Source organism: Pantoea sp. S-LA4, assembly GCF_054482835.1.
This window is the reverse complement of the sequence record NZ_JBTLRC010000002.1, coordinates 2374807-2394147: the sequence shown is the minus strand read 5'-3', so window position 1 is coordinate 2394147 and position 19341 is coordinate 2374807. Positions and strand designations below refer to the sequence as shown.

The following is a 19341-nucleotide window of genomic DNA, read 5'->3' as shown; positions in this document are numbered from 1 at the left end:
TGTTTTCTCTTTATAATCATGCCGGCGGGTACGCACCGGCTGAGGACACCTGGTGTTCAGTGGGCATTAACCCATTTGCAGGATCACTTTGCAGCAGGTGCGCGGATCTTTCTCGAACAGCGTCATGGCGCGTTCAATCTCCTGAAGTGGGAAATAGTGCGTGACCAGCTTCTCTGGCTGGATTAACCCTTTTTCCATCCATTCAATCACCTGCGGGAAGCGGTTGCTGTTAAGCCGTGAGGTAAACAGCGACAGCTCTTTGCTGGTGAGACTTTGCTGCGTAATGCTGCAGGGTTCGCCGGAAAAGCCCAGCAGACCGATACGCGCCGCCGGAGAGGCGAGGGCAGCCGCTTCGGCCAGAATGGTGGGATGGCAGGCCGCGTCGATAATCAGCGTCGGCTGAACGCCTTCCAGCTGCGCCGCCAGCGGAACCTCGCTGTTGTTAAACAGCCGATCGGCCCCGTTCTGCTCTGCCAGTGCCAGCCGTTCCGGCAGGCGATCCACCACCATTACCTCTTTGACGTTGTAAACGCCTTTCAGCACCTGAATCGCGGTTAAGCCCATCGGACCGGCACCGTAAATCAGCGCCACATCCTGCGGTTGCGGCTGCAAAAACGCAGTGATGTTAGCGGCGATGGTAAACGGCTCGACCAGACTCGCCAGCCGATCGGGGATGCTGTCCGGCAGGCAGAAGGCATTGCTGGCGGGGGCCAGCGCATAGTCACTGAAGCCGCCGTCGCGATGGACGCCAATCACCTGCAGTGAAGTACAGACGTTGGGGCGACCTACCGAACAGGGATAGCAGTGACCACAGCTGACCACCGGATCGACCGCCACGCGTTCACCCAGCCGGGCCGCATCGACGCCGTCGCCGACCGCATCGATCACGCCAAAAAATTCATGACCAATCACCCGCGGATATCTGGCGAACGGGTTGTGGCCGTGCCAGATATGGACGTCAGAGCCGCAGATGCTGGCATAGGCCACTTTCACCCGGACTTCACCGGCCGCCGGTTGCGGCAGCGGACGTTCAGCCAGCACCAGCTCGCCTGGTTGTTCAATTACCACACTTTTCATCGGGCGCTCCTTACCAGTTCCACAGCGTGCCGTCTTCGAGACGGGCGACCGGCAGATAGGCGGGTTCGTAGGGATATTTCGCGGCCAGCTTCTCGTTAAATTCAATGCCCAGACCCGGTTTGTCGCCAGGATGCATATAGCCCTGGTCAAAGGTCCAGTTAGCCTCGAACAGCTCCATCATCTGTTCAGAGAAGCCCATATACTCCTGCACGCCGAAGTTAGGCACCCAGAGATCAAAGTGCAGCGCGGCTGCCATGCAGATTGGCGAGAGATCGGACGGACCGTGTGAGCCGGTGCGTACCTGATAGAGTGAGGCGAAATCCGCAATGCGGCGCATCCCGGTAATTCCGCCCGCATGGGTAATGGTGGTGCGGATATAGTCAATCAGCTGCTCTTCAATCAGCTGCTTACAATCCCAGATGCTGTTGAACACTTCTCCTACCGCAATTGGCGTCACGGTGTGCTGACGGATCAGGCGGAAACATTCCTGATTCTCGGCAGGCGTCGGATCTTCCATCCAGAACAGGCGGTAATCTTCCACGCTCTTACCGAAACGCGCCGCTTCAATCGGCGTCAGACGGTGGTGCATGTCATGCAGCAGATGCTCATCAAAGCCAAATTTGTCACGGATCGCCGCGAACAGTTTTGGTGTGAAATCGAGGTATTTCTCGGTTGACCAGAACTGCTCTTCCGGCCAGTTACCCTTAGTGGCGGGTTCATAGGCCAGCCCTTTACCTTTCGCCATGCCGTAGGTGGTTTTCATCCCCGGTACGCCGCACTGGGCACGGATCGCCTTGAATCCCAGCTCTTTATGCTTCGCGTAGTCGTCCATCACTTCATCGATGGAATGGCCGGTAGTGTGGCAATAGACCATCACGCCGGTGCGTGACGCGCCGCCCAGCAGCTGATAAACCGGCATATTGGCGGCTTTGCCTTTGATATCCCACAGCGCCATATCCACCGCAGAGATGGCGGACATGGTCACCGGGCCGCGACGCCAGTAAGCGCCTTTATAGAAGAACTGCCAGATATCTTCGATTTGATGCGCATCGCGGCCAATCAGCTGCGGGCAGACGTGATCTTTCAGATAGGACGCTACCGGTAATTCGCGGCCATTCAGCGTGGCATCGCCAATGCCGGTCAGGCCCTGATCGGTAGTGATTTTGACAGTGACAAAGTTTCTGCCTGCACAGGTTACAAATACTTCAGCGTTAACAATTTTCATCCCGATAGCCTTTAGTCAGCATTCAATGATGAAAAAATACGCGCTTTAATACTACCATACAAGTTGATGCGGCAGAGTTGTGAAGGCAATCACAAAGCGTTAACGCCGGCAAAAAGAAAGGGGCTTTCGCCCCTTGTTTGATCAATCAGGACAGCAGCGGACACTGCGGCGGCAGACGGCAACTTAGCGCACCGGCCAGCACCTCAATCACGAACTCACGTCCGGAAAGCGGCTCACCGTCAAGGTTAAAGGTCATTTCATGCGGTGAACGGATCGTCAGCGACTGCAGCTGCGTGGTGACGATGCCGGGATTGTCATCATCGCCGGTCAGCGAGTGCAGCAGCGTAGGCAGCAGTTCCTGAGCGGTGACGATGCTGACATCCAGCCGGCCATCGTTGATCAGCGCCGACGGACAGAGACGCTGTCCGCCGCCCGCCTGACGGCCATTACCAATCCCAATCACCAGCGCATCGCCCTGCCAGTGAAAGTCGGGTCCGCTGATTTCACAGGTATCGGGCTTGAGGGTATCCATCCGCATCAGGCCGTGAATAAAGTAGGAGACGCCGCCCAGAGCCGATTTCAGTTTTTCCGGCGTTTCGGTGGTGATCCGGGTGCCAAATCCGCCGGTCGCCATATTAATGAAATAGTGGGTCTGATTGACCCGCGCCAGATCGATGCTGCTGGCTTTACCCTGAATGGCCAGCCGCAACGCGGGTTCCATCTCTTCGGGGATGCCGACGCTGGTGGCAAAATCGTTGGCGGTACCCAGCGGCAGAATGCCGAGCACCGGACGATGGGCCGCTTCAGAGGCTGCCAGCGCGGTGGCGATCTCATTGATGGTGCCGTCACCGCCGCCAGCGACCACGGTCTCTGCCTGTAGTGCAATCGCCTCTTTGACATAGCGGTCACCGTCACCTTTTTCAAAGGTCACACGTACCGCGATTTCAAAACCTTCTTCACGCAGCGAGCTGATTGCGTCTCGCAGATCATCATTGCCTGCGCCTTTTCCATTCAGAATCAGCAGCGTAAGCGATTTTTTATCCATTATCTGTTCCTTGAAGATCTACAGAGTGAGAGGAGGGTTATAACATAGCTGACCGCCGAAAATTATTGGCGATAGTGAGAAAAAAGAAAACCCGCACGGGGGAGCCGGGCGGGTGAATGAGGTGGTTCCAGTAATAACCTGCTGATTGTTGTTACTCGTTGGCAGCAGGCGGGACTATAAGGCAGCGCCGCTCAGGGGTCTGTGATCCTGTTCTAACTTCATCAAAATGTTTCAGTTGGTAAACGATTTGCATGAGGATCGCGCGTGTCCTGGCCGTCAGCAAAGTTGCGCAGCAGCAGGCCGAAGCGCAGATCAACCTCTTCGGGTACCCGCAGCCAGACGCGGTGTCCGTCGCCGGGCGCAACATCGATCGCCTCGCCGCGTGCATTCTGCAACGCATCCAGCTGACACAGCAGATTCCCGGCGGGCGTCATGATCTCCAGCTGATCGTGCAGCATGAATTTGTTTTTCACCGCCACTTCCGCCCAGTCATCCCGTCGCTCACCGGTAAATTCGCCCACGAACTGCTGACGATCGGAGACTGAAAAGCCCTGCTGATAGTTCTGGTAGCTGTCGTGGGTGTGACGACGCAGGAAACCTTCGGTATAGCCGCGATGGGCCAGTCCTTCCAGCGTTTCCAGCAGCGACGGATCAAAAGGTTTTCCGGCGGCAGCATCGTCAATCGCCCGGCGATAGACCTGCGCGGTGCGGGCGCAGTAATAGTAAGATTTGGTGCGGCCTTCAATCTTCAGCGAGTGGACGCCCATCTGACTGAGACGCTCAACGTGCGCCACCGCGCGCAGATCTTTGGAGTTCATGATGTAGGTGCCGTGTTCATCTTCAAAGGCGCTCATTACCTCGCCCGGCTTCATCTTCTCTTCCAGCAGAAACACTTTGTCGGTCGGCTGCCCGACGCCGAGCGTCGGCGTGACATCCTGCACCGGGATCGGCTGATGGATACCGACGATATTGCCGACCTCATCCTGCTGGCCTTCGGCCACCTTATACTCCCAGCGGCAGGCGTTGGTGCAGGTGCCCTGATTGGGATCGCGTTTATTCATGTAACCGGAGAGCAGGCAGCGGCCGGAGTAGGCCATGCAGAGTGCGCCGTGAACAAACACCTCCAGTTCCATCTCCGGCACCTGCTGACGGATTTCGGCAATCTCTTCCAGCGACAGTTCGCGAGACAGAATCACCCGGCTCAGCCCCATCTGCTGCCAGAACTTAACCGTCGCCCAGTTAACCGCATTGGCCTGTACCGACAGATGAATCGGCATCTGCGGAAAGGCCTCCCGCACCAGCATGATCAGGCCCGGATCGGACATAATCAGCGCATCAGGCTGCATCGCCACCACCGGGGTTAAATCACGGATAAAGGTTTTCAGCTTGGCGTTATGCGGCGCAATGTTAACCACCACATAGAACTTTTTGCCCAGCGCGTGCGCTTCATCGATCCCTTTGGCGAGGTTTTCGTGGGTAAATTCATTGTTGCGCACCCGCAGGCTGTAGCGCGGCTGGCCGGCATAGACCGCATCGGCACCATAGGCGAAGGCGTAGCGCATGTTTTTCAGCGTGCCGGCAGGGGAAAGCAGTTCGGGTTTCATCGGGTTCTCACTGATGTCAGGTCAGTATGCCGCCTCAGGCGACAGCGGCAGGGCCGGTCAGAGGCCCTGCTAAAGGTGCGGAATTGTAGGCAGTGGGAAAACGGAAGTAAATTGATCGGGATCAAACTAGATCAAATGACAAACGTCAGCTTCCCAGCGATAGCCCATACCGTAGACGGCGCGGATAAAAGGTTGTTCGCTATCAAGGCTTTCCAGCTTGCGGCGCAGATTTTTAATGTGGCTGTCGATGGTCCGATCGGTGACGACACGGTAGTCGTCATACAGATGGTTGAGCAGTTGCTCACGCGAGAACACTTTGCCTGGCTCCAGCGACAGCGTTTTTAGCAGGCGAAACTCTGCCGGAGTCAGATCCAGCGGCCGATCGCGCCAGCTGGCCACAAAGCGGCCTTCATCTATCGTCAGCAGCGAGCTGTTCGGCACCTCTTCGGCACTGCGTTTCACCCGGCGCAGAATGGTTTTCACCCGCGCCACCACTTCACGCGGGCTGAACGGCTTGCAGATATAGTCATCTGCGCCGATCTCCAGCCCCAGCAGCCGATCGATCTCTTCGGTGCGGGCGGTGACCATAATGATCGGGAGTTCCGAGTGGCGACGGATCTCGCGACACAGCGTCAGCCCGTCGGTGCCGGGCAGCATCAAATCCAGCAGCATCAGGTCGGGCGGCGACTGGCGTACGTAGTCCAGCACCGCATTGCCATCGGCAATATGGTGGGTGCGGTAATTGGAGGCGTGCAGATAGTCGATCATCAGCTGCGCCAGTTTTGGTTCATCTTCGACCACCAGAATTAACGGGTCGTGGTTTGGCTGGCTCATAAGCAGTTACACAGAGGGAACGTAGCGCAAGTGTAGCGCGATTTTCAGTCCACCTAAATCAGAGTGCTCTGCAGAGATGTCACCACCGTGCGCATCAACGATGTTTTTACAGATCGCGAGGCCGAGTCCCGACCCGCCGCTGGCCCGGTTACGCGAGCCTTCGGTACGGAAGAAGCGTTCGAAAATCTGCGTCTGATGTTCGCCGTCGACGCCGGGCGCACTGTCTTCCAGATCGATGCGCCAGTAAGGCGCTTCATACCACAATTTCACCTCGACCCGGCCTCCGCTGTCGGTATAGCGCAGGCTGTTTTCCAGCAGGTTGGTGAACAGCTGCATCAGGCGATCGGGATCGCCAAAGAATGGCGCTTCATCCGGCAGGTTGAGTTTCAGGGTTAAATCATAGGCGCGGTAGCGTTCAGCAAAGCTGCCGGCGGTCACCTCCAGCAACTGCACCAGATCGGTCGCCTGCTTGCGGTAGGCGAGGGCGCCCTCATCCGACAGGGAAAGCTGATGCAGATCGTCCACCAGCTTGGTCAGCACCACCACTTCACTCTGCAGCGAGGCGATTGCCTCCGGCGTGATTTTACGCACGCCATCCTGCATCGCCTCCAGCTCGCCGCGCAGAATGGCCAGCGGGGTACGCAACTCGTGGGAGATGTCCGCCATAAAGGCGCGGCGCATGCTTTCGTTTTTTTCCAGCGAGCTGGCCAGCAGGTTGAAGTCACCGGCCAGCTGACCCAGTTCATCCTGACTGCCAACCTCTACCCGGGTTGCAAAATTACCGGCCGCCAGATGATGGGTGCCGTCAACCAGCCGTTTGACCGGTGCCAACAGGCCGCGCGCCATCAGCCAGGTCACCAGCGCCGCCAGCAGCGTGGAGAGCGCGACGATATACCAGCTGGTGCGCCGCTGCTGTTGATCAAAATTAATGTCGGTGCTGCGCGTCAGCCGCTCCGGCGGCGAGCCGATCACCCAGCCAACCACTTTACCGTTGCTGGTGGTGATATTACGTCGCGATCCTTCGGGCGGCACCGGCGAGCGCGGGCCGACCATCACTTTATATTGCTGGTCGAGGATCCAGAACTGGGTGCGCCAGCCGTGGGGCGGCAGCTGATTATTGCTGTCGGGATTCTGCTCCAGCGACCGCAGAATATTAAACACCAGCCGATCGTTATGGCGCAGAAAATCCCAGTTACCGTGCTGCTCATACTGATCGGCCAGCGCGTCACTCAGCAGGCTTAACCGTTGTTCATTGCCGCGCTTGATGTAATCGACAAAGCCATGTTCAAAGCTGAGGCGGACGCCCCAGTGCATGGTGATCAAGACCAGCATGCAGGTCGAGAAAATCGCCATAAACAGCTTGGCGCCAATGCCGATGCGCAGGTTAACCTTCATGACTTTCTCCGGCGTCGTAAGTCGACGTTTTTACTCACCTGCTGCGGCACGCGCCAGAACACCAGCGCCGGCAGGATAATAATCAGGGACATGCACAAATAGGCATAAATAAACATCTGATGTTCCGCACTGCTGTCGCTGGCAGCATCCTGAGCAAAGGCACCCAGCAGCAGGCCAGCCAGCGTCACGCCGATACTCATCGACAGCTGCATAATCATCGACAGCAGGCTATTGCCGCTGGAGGCGAGTTCATCGGGCAGCTCTTTCAGCGTCAAAGTATTCATTGATGAGAAGCGGATGGCGTTGACCATGCCCTGCAGAAATAGCACCAGCGGCAGCAGCCAGACCCAGCCCAGAATCGCCACCAGCGGGAACAGCAGCACCACCAGCGCCAGCGCAATCGTCGATACCACCAGCACGTTGCGATAGCCAAACAGGTTCACGATGCGCACCACGATGCGCTTCATTCCCATATTGCCCAGCACCATCGGGATCATCATCAGCCCGGCGTGAAACGGGCTGTAGCCCATGCCGACCTGCAGAAAAATCGGCGTCATAAAGGGCAGCATGCCGCTGCCGATGCGGCCGGTAAAACTGCCGAGCAGGCCAATCGAGTAGATGCGGTTATCAAACAGCTTCAGGCTGAACAGCGCATTGTCATTGCTGCGCGCGTGCATCAGATAGAACAGCAGTGAGAACATCCCGACCAGGATCATCGCGCCGAGCAGTAACGGCGAGCCGCCGCTGCTGCGCTGACCATCCAGCGCCAGAGTTAAGGTCGCCATACCCACCGCCAGCAGGATAAAGCCGCTGAAGTCAAACCGTCGGGTTTGCATCGCATAGTTCGGCATCAGCATCAGGGTCGCGACGGCACCGGCAATGCCGACCGGAATGTTGATCAGGAAGATCCAGTGCCAGCTGGCGTACTCCACCAGCACGCCGCCCAGCGCCGGCCCCAGCAGCGGACCGATCTGACCCGGCAACGTCACAAAGGTCATTGCCGACATATACTGTTCGCGCGGCACGATTTTCATCACCGTCAGGCGCCCGACCGGCACCATCATCGCGCCGCCAATGCCCTGAACCACCCGCGACATCACCAGCTGATCAAGCGTGGTGGAGAGGGCGCACAGCAGTGAGCCGAGGCTGAACAACACAATGGCGCTGAAGAAAATATTGCGCACCCCGAAGCGGTCGGCCAGCCAGCCGCTGACCGGCAGCATCACCGCCACCGTCAGCACGTAACAGACAATCACCGAGTGCATATGCAGCGGACTGACGCCCAGATCGTGCGCCATCGCCGGAATGGCGGTGTTCACTATGGTGGTATCCAGCGTCTGCATAAAGAAGCCGATCGCCACTATCCATAATTGCCAGCGGACATTTGCGCTCTGTGTGTTCATCGTTCAGCCCCGAAAATCACGTCACTTCGCTCTCTTCACCCCGCGCGACGCTGCTGCATCGCACACCCTGTTATTGCTGCTGCGCTGTGACCCGCGGACGTTTTTTATGCCGCAATTTATCCATCATCAAATAGACCACCGGCGTGGTGTAGAGCGTCAGCAACTGGCTCATCACCAGGCCACCGGCAATGGTAATGCCGAGCGGCTGGCGCAATTCCGCGCCGTCACCGCTGGTCAGCACCAGCGGCAGCGCGCCAAACAGCGCTGCCAGCGTGGTCATCAGAATCGGCCGGAAGCGCAGCAGACAGGCCTGAAAAATCGCTTCGTGCGCGCTGAGCTGGCCGTTGCGCTGTGCCTCAAGGGCGAAATCTACCATCATGATAGCGTTCTTTTTCACGATGCCGATCAGCAGCAAAATCCCGATTAGCGCAATCAGGCTGAACGGGGTATCGAACAGTTCCAGCGCCAGCAGCGCGCCGACACCAGCCGATGGCAGCGTCGACAGGATGGTCAGCGGATGAACATAGCTCTCATAGAGAATCCCCAGCACGATATAGACCGCGCCAATCGCCGCCAGCATCAGCCAGAGCTGGCTGCTCTGCGACTGCTGAAACACCTGAGCGGTACCGGCAAAGCTGCCGCGCACGCTGGAGGGGACGCCGAGTGCGGTCATGGTGCGATCGATCGCTTCAGACGCCTGCGACAGCGACACCCCTTCCGGCAGGTTAAACGAGATGGTCGACGCCGCCGAAAGCCCTTCATGGTTAACCGACAGCGGGGCGTTGGCTGGCTGCCACTTTGCAAACCACGACAGCGGAATCGCCTTGCCTTCGCTATTGATAACAAACATCTGCGACAGAGCGCTGATGTCCTGGGTGTAGCGCGGATCGACCTCCATTACCACTTTGTACTGATTCAGCGGCTGATAGATGGTGGAGATCTGACGCTGACCAAAAGCGTTGTTTAGCAGGGCGTTAGCGTCAGAGACGCTGATGCCAAGCCGTGCCATGCTTTCACGATCGTAGCTCAGGTCCATCTCACTGCCTTTATCCTGCTGATCGGAGTTGACGTCAGCCAGCTGCGGCAGGGCGGCGAACGCCTGACGGATTTTGGGCTCCCAGGTTCGCAGATCATTGAGATCGTCCGACAGCAGCGAATACTGATAGCTGGCATTCGACTCGCGTCCGCCGACGCGCAGATCCTGCACGGCATTCAGGTAGAGGTTAGCGCCTGGCTCCTTCGCCAGTTTGATCCGCAGGCGGGCGATCACCTCCTGTGCGCTCTCTTTACGCTCGGAGAGCGGTTTCAGCGAGATAAACATCGAGCCGCTGTTGGTACGCATCCCGCCGGTAAAGCCGACCACGCTTTCGACCGCCGGATCGGCACCGACGATCTCCATGAAATCCTGCAGCTTGCTGCGCATCGCCTGGAACGAAATACTCTGATCTGCCGAGATAAAGCCGGAGAGCCGGCCGGTATCCTGTTCGGGCATAAAGGTTTTCGGGATGCTGATAAACAGCCAGACGGTCAGGCCGATGGTGGCTAAAAACAGCAGCAATACCCAGCGGGCATGGTTCAGCACCACGCGCAGCGATCGGCCATAGCCCTGCTGGATCGCCAGCAGCAGCCGGCCTGAGCCATGCCGCCGTGGCTGGCTGCCCGGCACCGTGGGTTTCAGCAGATACGCACACATCATCGGCGTCAGGGTGACCGAGATAAACAGCGAAATCACGATCGCGACCGACAGGGTGATAGCAAACTCGGCGAAGAAGCGGCCAATCAGCCCGCCAATCATCAGCAGCGGCAGGAAGACCGCAATCAGCGACAGACTCATCGACAGCACGGTGAAGCCGACTTCCCGCACCCCTTTCAGCGCCGCGGCCAGCGGTTTCATTCCCGCCTCGACGTGGCGGGCAATGTTCTCCAGCACCACAATCGCGTCATCCACCACAAAGCCGGTGGCGATGGTCAGCGCCATCAGCGACAGGTTATTCAGGCTGAAGCCGCACAGGTACATCGCGGCGAAGGTGCCAATCAGCGAAACCGGCACTGCAACCGCCGGGATCAGCGTGGCGCGACCGGAACGCAAAAAGGCGAACACCACCAGGATCACCAGCGCGACGGCAATCACCAGCGACTGCTCCACTTCATGCAGTGAAGCGCGAATGGTTGGCGAGCGATCCTGCGCAATCTGCAGATCAATAGCGGCCGGGATCACCTCATGCAGCAGCGGCAGTTCGGCGCGAATGCGATCGACGGTATCGATGACGTTGGCTTCAGGGGTTTTGCGAATCAGCAGCAGCACCGCCGGTTTACCGCGCGACATCCCGGCGTTGCGCACGTCCTGAACCGAGTCCTCAACCGTGGCAACGTCCGACAGCCTGACCGCCGCGCCGTTGTTGTAGTGCACGATCAGCGGCTGATACTCACTGGCGGTCTGCAGCGCGTCATTGGTACGCAGCTGCCAGCGCTGCTGCGAATCATCCAGTGCGCCCTGCGGCCGCCGCTGGTTGGCATTGCTGATGGCGGTGCGCACCGCATCCAGCGACACGCCCTGATTAAACAGCGCCTGCGGATTCAGCGCCACACGCACCGCAGGCAGCGAACTGCCGCCCACCGTGACGTCGCCCACGCCCTCAATCTGTGACAGTTTCTGCGCCAGCTGGGTCGAGGCGTAGTCATACAGCTGACCCGGATTGTAACTATCCGAGGTCAGCGTCATGATCATGATTGGCGCATCCGAAGGGTTAACTTTGCGATAGGTCGGGCGCGACGGCATCCCGGTCGGCAGCAGGCTCTGCGCGGCATTAATCGCCGCCTGCACATCACGCGCTGCGCCATTGATGTCGCGATCAAAATCGAACACCAGGATAATGCGGGTACTGCCCAGCGAGCTGGTAGAGGTCATTTCACTGACCCCGGCGATGCGGCCCAGCGAACGCTCCAGCGGCGTGGCGACCGACGAGGCCATGATCTCCGGCGCGGCACCGGGCAGGGAAGCCGATATGACGATGACCGGGAAATCGACCTGCGGCAGCGGGGCGACCGGCAGCAGGCGAAAGCCCAGGATCCCGGCCAGCGCAATCGCCAGCGTCAGCAGAGTAGTGGCGACCGGCCGATGGATAAACAGCGCAAAGAACTTCACTCTGCGGCCTCCGTGCGGCCGAAGCGACGACGGGTTGCCAGCGCCAGTCGATCAAACAGCAGATAGATCACCGGCGTGGTAAACAGGGTCAGCACCTGACTGACAATCAGCCCGCCGACCATCGCAATCCCCAGCGGGTGACGCAGTTCCGCGCCGACGCCGGTACTGAGCATCAGCGGTAATGCGCCCAGCAGTGCGGCCAGAGTCGTCATCAGAATCGGCCGGAAACGCAGCAGACAGGCCTGATAGATGGCGTCGTAAGGCTGCATACCCTGTTCACGTTCGGCCGCCAGCGCGAAGTCGATCATCATGATGGCATTCTTTTTCACGATACCGATCAGCAGAATGATGCCGATGATCGCCACAATATCCAGCTCGTTGCCGCTGAGCATCAGCGCCAGCAGCGCGCCGACGCCAGCGGTCGGCAGCGTCGACAGGATAGTGATCGGATGGATAAAGCTCTCATACAGCACCCCGAGCACGATGTACATCGCCACGATGGCCGCCACAATCAGCCAGACGGTGCTGCTCAGCGCGGCTTCAAACGCCAGCGTGCTGCCCTGGAACTGGGTCATCATATCGGCCGGCATACCGAGCTGCGCTTCCGCCTGCGACACCGCTTTAACCGCATCCTCCAGCGAATAGCCGTCAGCCACGTTGAACGAGAAGGTGGCCGACGGGAACTGGTCGAGATGGTTAATGCTGAGCGGGGTATGGCGCTGCTCAATCCGGGCGATGGTGCTCAGCGGCACGCTGCCGCCGTCGCTGCTGGCCAGACGAATGCCGTCCAGACTTTGCAGGCCGGGCGTGGCGCGGTTGTCCTGCTCCAGCACCACGCGATACTGATTGGCCTGGGTATAAATGGTGGAGATCAGTCGCTGACCAAAGGCGTTATACAGCGCGTTATCCACGTCAGCCATACTGATGCCCAGCCGGCTGGCGCTGGCGCGATCAACATTGATATAGGCTTCCAGCCCCTGATCCTGCCAGTCGCTGCTGACGTCCCGCAGCTGCGGCAGGGTGTTGAGCTCGGCCAGCAGCGCCGGCACCCAGGTAGAGAGCGACGCCAGCGAGCCCGACTGCAGCGTAAACTGATAGGGCGTGCGGCTCGCCTGGGTATCGATGGTGAGATCCTGCACCGCCTGCAGCCATAACTGCACGCCCGGAATCTGGCTTACCTGCTGCTGCAGCCGTTGCTGAATCACCGGAATCCGATCTTCACGCTGGTCGAGCGGCTTGAGGTTGATTTGCAGGCGGGCGCTGTTCAGCGCGGCGTTGGTGCCGTCGACGCCGACAAACGAGGTCATGCTCTGGACCGCCGGATCTTTCATGATAATCGAGGCGACGTCGCGGGTACGCTCGGCCATGCTGGCGTAGGAGACCGACTGCGGCGCCTGCAGCGTGCCCTGAATAATGCTGTTGTCCTGCTGCGGGAAGAAGCCTTTCGGGATCATCATCCACAGCATCAGCGTCAGCACCAGCGTGCCGAGCGCTACCGATAGCGTCAGCCACGGATGGCTGAGCACCCGGCGTAAACCACGGCCATAGACGGCGATAATGCGATCAAACATCGCTTCACTGGCGCGCGAGAAACGGTTCTGTTTACGCAGCGACTCGGCGCTCAGCATCCGGGCACACATCATTGGCGTCAGGGTCAGTGAAACCACCGCTGAAATCAGAATCGCCACCGCCAGCGTCACGGCAAATTCGCGGAACAGACGTCCGATAACATCGCCCATAAACAGCAGCGGGATTAATACCGCAATCAGCGAGAAGGTCAGGGAGATGATGGTAAAACCGATTTCGCCTGCGCCTTTCAGCGCCGCGGTCAGCGGTTTTTCCCCTTTTTCGATATAGCGGGAGATGTTCTCGATCACCACAATCGCGTCATCGACCACAAAGCCGGTGGCGATGGTCAGTGCCATCAGCGTCAGGTTGTTGATCGAGAAGCCGAGAAAATACATCGCCGCAAAGGTGCCGATCAGCGACAGCGGTACCGCCACCGCCGGGATCAGCGTGGCAGGCACATTGCGCAGAAACAGATAGATGATCATCACCACCAGCGCCATCGCCAGCATCAGCTCATACTGGGTATCGTTCACCGACGCGCGAATATTAGTGGTGCGATCGGTCAGCAGTTTAACGGAGACCGATTTTGGCAGCGCCGCCGTCAGCGCTGGCAGCATGGCGCGGATGTTATCGGCGGTGGCAATAATATTGGCACCCGGCTGACGCTGCACGTTGAGCACAATGGCGGCGTCGCGGTTGGCCCACGCACCCAGCCAGCTATTCTCCGCACCCTGCTCAATAGTGGCAACGTCACCCAGCCGCACCGGTGCGCCATTGTTGTAGCTGATGATCAGCTGACGGTAATCTTCTGCCGATTTCATCTGATCGTTGGCCGACAGGGTAATCGAGCGCGTTGGCCCATCCAGACTGCCTTTGGCCGAATTGACGTTAGCGTTACTGATGGCGGTGCGCACCGTCTCGCTGGTCAGGCCCAGCGCCGCCAGCGCCTGGGCATTCATTTTGACCCGCACTGCGGGCCGCTGACCGCCGGACAAGGTCACCAGACCCACACCGCTGACCTGAGAAATTTTCTGTGCCACCCGGGTTTCCACCATGTCCTGTACCTGGGTCAGCGGCATACTGCTGGTGGTAACGGCCAGCGTCATGATCGGCGGATCGGCCGGGTTCACTTTGCTATAGACCGGCGGGTTAGGCAGATCGTTAGGCAGCAGGTTGGTGGCGGAGTTAATCGCCGCCTGCACTTCCTGTTCCGCCACGTCGAGCGGCAGGCTGAGCTGGAACTGCAGCGTTACCACCGATGCACCACCTGAACTCTGCGATGCCATCTGCTTCAGGCCCGACATCTGGCCGAACTGACGCTCCAGCGGTGCGGTAATCGACGAGGTGACGACATCCGGGCTGGCGCCGGGATAGAGCGTGACCACCTGAATCGTCGGGTAATCGACTTCCGGCAGCGCTGAGACCGGCAGAAAGCGGTACCCCAGCACGCCCGCCAGCAGAATGGCAATCATCAACAGCGTGGTGGCGACCGGACGCAGAATAAACTGGCGTGACGGTCCACCGCTGTGATCGGGAGGCATCACCTGCATTACTCACGCTCTCCTTTCGACGGCAGGGTCGCACGGCTGCTGCGCGGGGCGGTACTTTGCGGCGCGACAATCTCCACGGTTGCCCCTTCGGTCAGGCGATCGAGGCCGTCAGTCACCACCCGCTCACCGGCTTCCAGACCGGCGCTGATCACCACTTTCTGGCTATCCTGCAGGCCAGCCATCACGCTTTTCTTACTGACTTTATTGTCACTGTTAACCACCCAGACGAAGTGGCCTTCATTGCCCATCTGTAGCGCAGCGGCCGGGATCACTATCGCATCCTGCAGCGTATTGACCTTCAGCCGGACGTTTACGAACTGATTCGGGAACAGCGCGTCGTCCTGGTTATCGAACCGCGCTTTGATTTTGATGGTGCCGGTGGTGACATCAATCTGGTTGTCGAGACTCAGCAGCTTACCGCTGGCAATCAGCGTCTGATTACTGCGATCCCAGGCTTCGACCTGCAGCGTTTCGCCGTTTTTCTGCGCCTTGAGAATCTGGCTGATGTTATTTTCGGCCAGCGTGAAGACCACGTCGATGGGATGCGTCTGGGTGATCACCACAATGCCGGTGGTATCGCCGCTGGTGACGTAGTTGCCGACATCAACCTGCTTCAGGCCGACCCGACCAGCAATGGGCGCGGTGATGCGGCTGTAGGTCAGATTAAGCTGGGCGCTGGCGACGCTGCCTTCATCGGCCTTCAGGGTGCCGAGGGTTTCGCTCACCAGCGAGCGCTGAGTGTCCAGCTCCTGTTGTGACACCAGCGAACTTTTCGCCAGTTTCTCGAAACGCGCCAGGTCGCGCCGGGCATTCGCCAGCGTGGCCTGATCTTTTGCCAGCTGCCCCTGCGCCTGGGTTAATGCGACCTGATACGGGCGCGGATCGACTTCCGCCAGCAATTCCCCGGCTTTGACCTGCTGACCTTCGGTAAAGTGAATCGCCACCAGATCGCCATTCACCCGGCTACGTACCGTGGCGGTATTGGCCGCGGTCACGGTGCCTAATCCGCTCAGATATTGCGGCACGCTCTGGCGAGTGGCGCTGGCCGCCTGGACCGGGGCCAGCGGACGGCGCGCGCCCTCAGCGCCACTTTTGCCGCGGGGTGCCTGACCTTTTGTCTGGCTATCGCTTTGCGGTTTAGCAGCGTGTTGCTGCCAGCCGTAATAACCGCCCACGGCGGCGATAATCACCACCAGCACAATCAGGCTCTTTTTCATAACAGGATGTCGGGTGCTCATTATTTTTCATGCTCTCCAGCAGTGACGTAGTCCCAGGCGCAGGCAGCAAACGGTGAGCCTGCAAACGACAGATTGTAGTCGCCTCTGACGGGCAAAAGTTGAAGGAAATAAGGATATCTGTCCGGGCGGGGTCATTATGCCTGTTCTGACATTAATCTCACCTCAATCGTCATAAAGGCGTTAATACGCTTTGCTATGCTCAGTAACAGACCGTTTCGATACACCACTAAGGAGCAGATAATGAGTCAGAATGAGACCCGACAGTTGGGCGACAGTGGCATTTCGGTACCGCGACTGACGTTTGGCGGCAACGTGTTTGGCTGGACCGTGGATCGGCCCACCTCGTTTTCGCTGCTGGACGCGCTGGTGGAAAAAGGGCTGTGGTTTATCGATACCGCCGATGTTTACTCACGCTGGGCGCCGGGAAATAAAGGCGGCGAATCAGAAACCCTTATCGGTGAATGGCTGAAGAAAAGCGGCAAGCGCGACAGTATCGTCCTGGCGACCAAGGTCGGGATGGAGCTTTCGCCGGAGAAAACCGGGCTGAAACCGCAATATATTCGTCAGGCGGTCGAAGACTCACTGCGGCGGTTGCAGACCGATTATATCGATCTCTACCAGGCGCACCGCGACGATCAGGACACGCCGCTGGCCGAAACCCTGAGCGCCTTTGACAGCCTGATCAAAGAGGGCAAAGTGCGGGCCATCGGGGCGTCTAACTACAGCGCGGCGCGATTGCAGCAGGCACTGGAGATCAGCGAGGCGGAAGGGCTGGCGCGTTATGAAACCCTGCAGCCGGAATACAACCTCTACGATCGTCAGCCCTACGAGTCGGAACTGGAGCCGGTGGTCACGCATCATGGTCTGGGAGTGATTAACTACTACTCGCTCGCCAGCGGCTTCCTGAGCGGCAAATACCGCCAGCCAGCGGATGCCAGCAAAAGTCAGCGCGGCCAGGGCGTAGTGGAAAAATATCTCAACCCGCGTGGCCTGAAGATCCTGGCGGCGCTGGATGCGATCAGCGAAGCGCATCAGGTTTCTCCGACCCAGGTGGCACTGGCCTGGCAGATTGCCCGTCCCAGCATCACCGCACCGATTGTCAGCGCCACCTCGCTGGCCCAGCTCGACGATCTGGTCGGGGCGACCCGGCTGACCCTGACGCCAGAACAGATTGAACAACTGTCACAGGCCAGTCGCTGACAGAACGGGGCCGCTGCGCCCCGTTTCGCCTTACTCTTCTTACGCTTCGCCTCTTCTGTCGAAAGAGTAACCACACTGCGATCCAGCTCACACTTGCACGAATAAACTGCCCGGTTGACGAATCGTGCGCACGTATTTACAAAAATTGAACTTTCCTCAGCACTATTCTCTGCGGGTCATTCCCCCGTAACTCACATAAGAATAAGCATGATGAAAAACAAACAAGCAGAACAGCGTTTTCCGCTGCGCCGTGTGGCAACCGGCACCCTGATTCTGGCGATGTTAACCGGCCAGGCGATGGCCGCTGACGCGCTGAGTCCTGATTCAGAGTGGATGTTTGGTGACTGGGGCGGTTACCGAACGCAGCTGCAGAACGATGGCATTAAATTTGACGTCAATTACACCATGGAAAGCGCCGCCAACCTGGGCGGCGGTGCCGATACCAATACCACCATGCGTTACAGCGATCAGTGGTCCTTCGGCACCAATTTCGATCTGGAAAAACTGCTGGACTGGCAGGATGCGGAATTTCAGATGACCATCACCAACCGTGACGGGCAGAACCTGTCGGAGCAGGTGGCGGACAAGCGCACCGGAATGCTCTCGTCGGTGCAGGAGGTCTATGGTCGCGGTCAGACCTGGCGTCTGACTCAGTTCTGGTTGCGGAAAGGGCTGTTTAACGATGTGGTCGATCTGAAAGCGGGTCGGGTCACGGTCGGTGAAGACTTTGATAACTTCGACGGCAACCTGTTCCAGAACCTGGCGCTGGGTAGCGGCCAGGCCGGTAACTGGCGTGGCGATCGCTGGTTTAACTGGCCGGTTTCTCAGTGGGGTGGCCGAATCAAATTCAATATCACCCCTGAAATTTTCTTCCAGGTGGGATTCTATAACCAGAACCGGGCAAACTACGATCGCGGCGATGGCTTCCGTCTCGATACCAGCAATTCTGAAGGTAATCTGGTGCCGGTCGAACTGGGCTGGAAACCGACGCTCGGCGCGCAAAAACTGCCGGGTAACTACCGCATCGGGTATTACTACTCGTCAGCCAATGGCGATGTCTATGGCAGCTGGCGCAACGGTGCCTATCAGGACCAGGATCACGCCTACGGCGGCTACCTGCTGTTACAGCAACAGCTGACGGCGCAGGATGGCGATGTGAATCGCGGTCTTGGCGTGCGGGTTCAGGCGGTGATGAACGATCACAAAACCTCAAAAACCGACAACTATCAGTCGATCGCCTTTACCTGGAAAGGGCCGTTTGATGCGCGTCCTGACGATGAGATTGGCGTCGGTGCGGCACGCATTCACGTCAACAGCGACTACACCCGTTCGCTGCGTCAGCAGAATGAGGCCAACGGCGAAAGCCGTTTTGACAGCCCGACCTATCTGCCGATTCAGGATGGCTCAGAATATAACTACGAGGTCTATTACAACGCGAAAGTGACCAACTGGATGTCACTGCGCCCGAACCTGCAATATGTGGTGGCGCCTGGCGCGGTCAGCGAAGTAAAAGATGCGTTTATCGGCGGCATCAGCGCCAATATCGCGTTCTGATCCTGAGTTAAAACGGCACAGGGAAGTGCCGTTGAAATTGCTCCCTGAGCGTGCTCGTCGTTATCCGCAAATAAAACGGCATTCACGGGTGTAGCTCGTCAGTTAAGCAGCAGGTGATAACGCAGTCTGGTGCCGCTCAGGGGCTGGCGGTCCTCGCGCCGCTGCGCGGTTCCTTCACGTCATTCCTCTGCCTGACGGACCGCCGGGGATGGCACATCCTGTGCCGCCCCGACTTTCGCCCGCGTCCTGCGGGCTCTCCTGGCCGACTCATTCTGCTCAGCGCTGCGGATTGCCTGCCCCTGATCGGCCCCGGCCTGCTCTGAAACTTCAGTACGTGTTGTAAAAAAGGGCACGAGCGTGAAGGCCTGAGCGCCTCTGCTGCTGAAAGGGCTATCCGCAGCGCTGAGGCGTGACGGTGGGCCAGAACGCCACGCCGGGAAGCGTGGAGAGTTCGGGGCCGGCCAGGGAAGGCCGATCCCCGAATGGTTCGTCGGCACGACGT

The 19341-nt window shown here is 58.8% G+C and carries 12 protein-coding genes; 2 read left to right on the top strand and 10 right to left on the bottom strand.

Features of this window, described 5'->3' with window-relative positions:
* Positions 1-66 precede the first annotated feature (66 nt).
* The 10 genes from ACX3P5_RS12050 to ACX3P5_RS12005 all read right to left on the bottom strand — a co-directional run bounded on the left by ACX3P5_RS12050 (position 67) and on the right by ACX3P5_RS12005 (position 16085).
* Positions 67-1077: a Zn-dependent oxidoreductase gene (locus ACX3P5_RS12050; protein WP_336755614.1), complete on the bottom strand. Its 1011-nt coding sequence runs from the start codon at positions 1075-1077 to the stop codon at positions 67-69.
* Positions 1078-1087: 10 nt separating this feature from the next.
* Positions 1088-2302 (bottom strand): D-mannonate dehydratase ManD, encoded by a 1215-nt coding sequence (gene manD, locus ACX3P5_RS12045; protein WP_233987614.1) that lies wholly within the window; start codon positions 2300-2302, stop codon positions 1088-1090.
* 145 nt (positions 2303-2447) lie between these two features.
* Positions 2448-3347, bottom strand: a complete 900-nt coding sequence (gene yegS / locus ACX3P5_RS12040) for a lipid kinase YegS (RefSeq protein ID WP_458968768.1) — start codon at positions 3345-3347, stop codon at positions 2448-2450.
* Positions 3348-3568: 221 nt separating this feature from the next.
* Positions 3569-4951, bottom strand: a complete 1383-nt coding sequence (gene trhP / locus ACX3P5_RS12035) for a prephenate-dependent tRNA uridine(34) hydroxylase TrhP (protein ID WP_233987616.1) — start codon at positions 4949-4951, stop codon at positions 3569-3571.
* 126 nt (positions 4952-5077) lie between these two features.
* Positions 5078-5785, bottom strand: coding sequence for an envelope stress response regulator BaeR (gene baeR / locus ACX3P5_RS12030; RefSeq protein ID WP_233987617.1), 708 nt, complete (start codon positions 5783-5785; stop codon positions 5078-5080).
* A 6-nt stretch (positions 5786-5791) separates the two neighbouring features.
* The gene (gene baeS, locus ACX3P5_RS12025) at positions 5792-7180 is read right to left on the bottom strand and encodes an envelope stress sensor histidine kinase BaeS (protein ID WP_458968767.1); all 1389 of its coding nucleotides are present in this window, start codon (positions 7178-7180) and stop codon (positions 5792-5794) included.
* Positions 7177-8583, bottom strand: a complete 1407-nt coding sequence (mdtD, locus tag ACX3P5_RS12020; RefSeq protein WP_233987619.1) for an MFS transporter — start codon at positions 8581-8583, stop codon at positions 7177-7179. The genes baeS and mdtD overlap by 4 nt, the downstream gene beginning before the upstream one ends.
* Positions 8584-8653: 70 nt before the next feature.
* Positions 8654-11728, bottom strand: coding sequence for a multidrug efflux RND transporter permease subunit MdtC (gene mdtC, locus ACX3P5_RS12015; RefSeq protein ID WP_458968766.1), 3075 nt, complete (start codon positions 11726-11728; stop codon positions 8654-8656).
* Complete coding sequence (locus tag ACX3P5_RS12010) at positions 11725-14847, bottom strand: MdtB/MuxB family multidrug efflux RND transporter permease subunit (RefSeq protein WP_233987621.1); 3123 nt, start codon at positions 14845-14847, stop codon at positions 11725-11727. The genes mdtC and ACX3P5_RS12010 overlap by 4 nt, the downstream gene beginning before the upstream one ends.
* Entirely contained in the window at positions 14847-16085 is a 1239-nt protein-coding gene (locus ACX3P5_RS12005; RefSeq protein WP_233987622.1) for an MdtA/MuxA family multidrug efflux RND transporter periplasmic adaptor subunit, read from the bottom strand. The genes ACX3P5_RS12010 and ACX3P5_RS12005 overlap by 1 nt, the downstream gene beginning before the upstream one ends.
* 240 nt (positions 16086-16325) lie before the next feature.
* On the opposite strand from ACX3P5_RS12005, the gene ACX3P5_RS12000 reads away from it, so the two are divergent.
* Both ACX3P5_RS12000 and ACX3P5_RS11995 read left to right on the top strand, forming a co-directional pair.
* Positions 16326-17285, top strand: a complete 960-nt coding sequence (locus ACX3P5_RS12000) for an aldo/keto reductase (protein WP_233987623.1) — start codon at positions 16326-16328, stop codon at positions 17283-17285.
* 210 nt (positions 17286-17495) lie between these two features.
* The gene (locus ACX3P5_RS11995; RefSeq protein WP_458968765.1) at positions 17496-18839 is read left to right on the top strand and encodes a carbohydrate porin; all 1344 of its coding nucleotides are present in this window, start codon (positions 17496-17498) and stop codon (positions 18837-18839) included.
* Positions 18840-19341 lie beyond the last annotated feature (502 nt).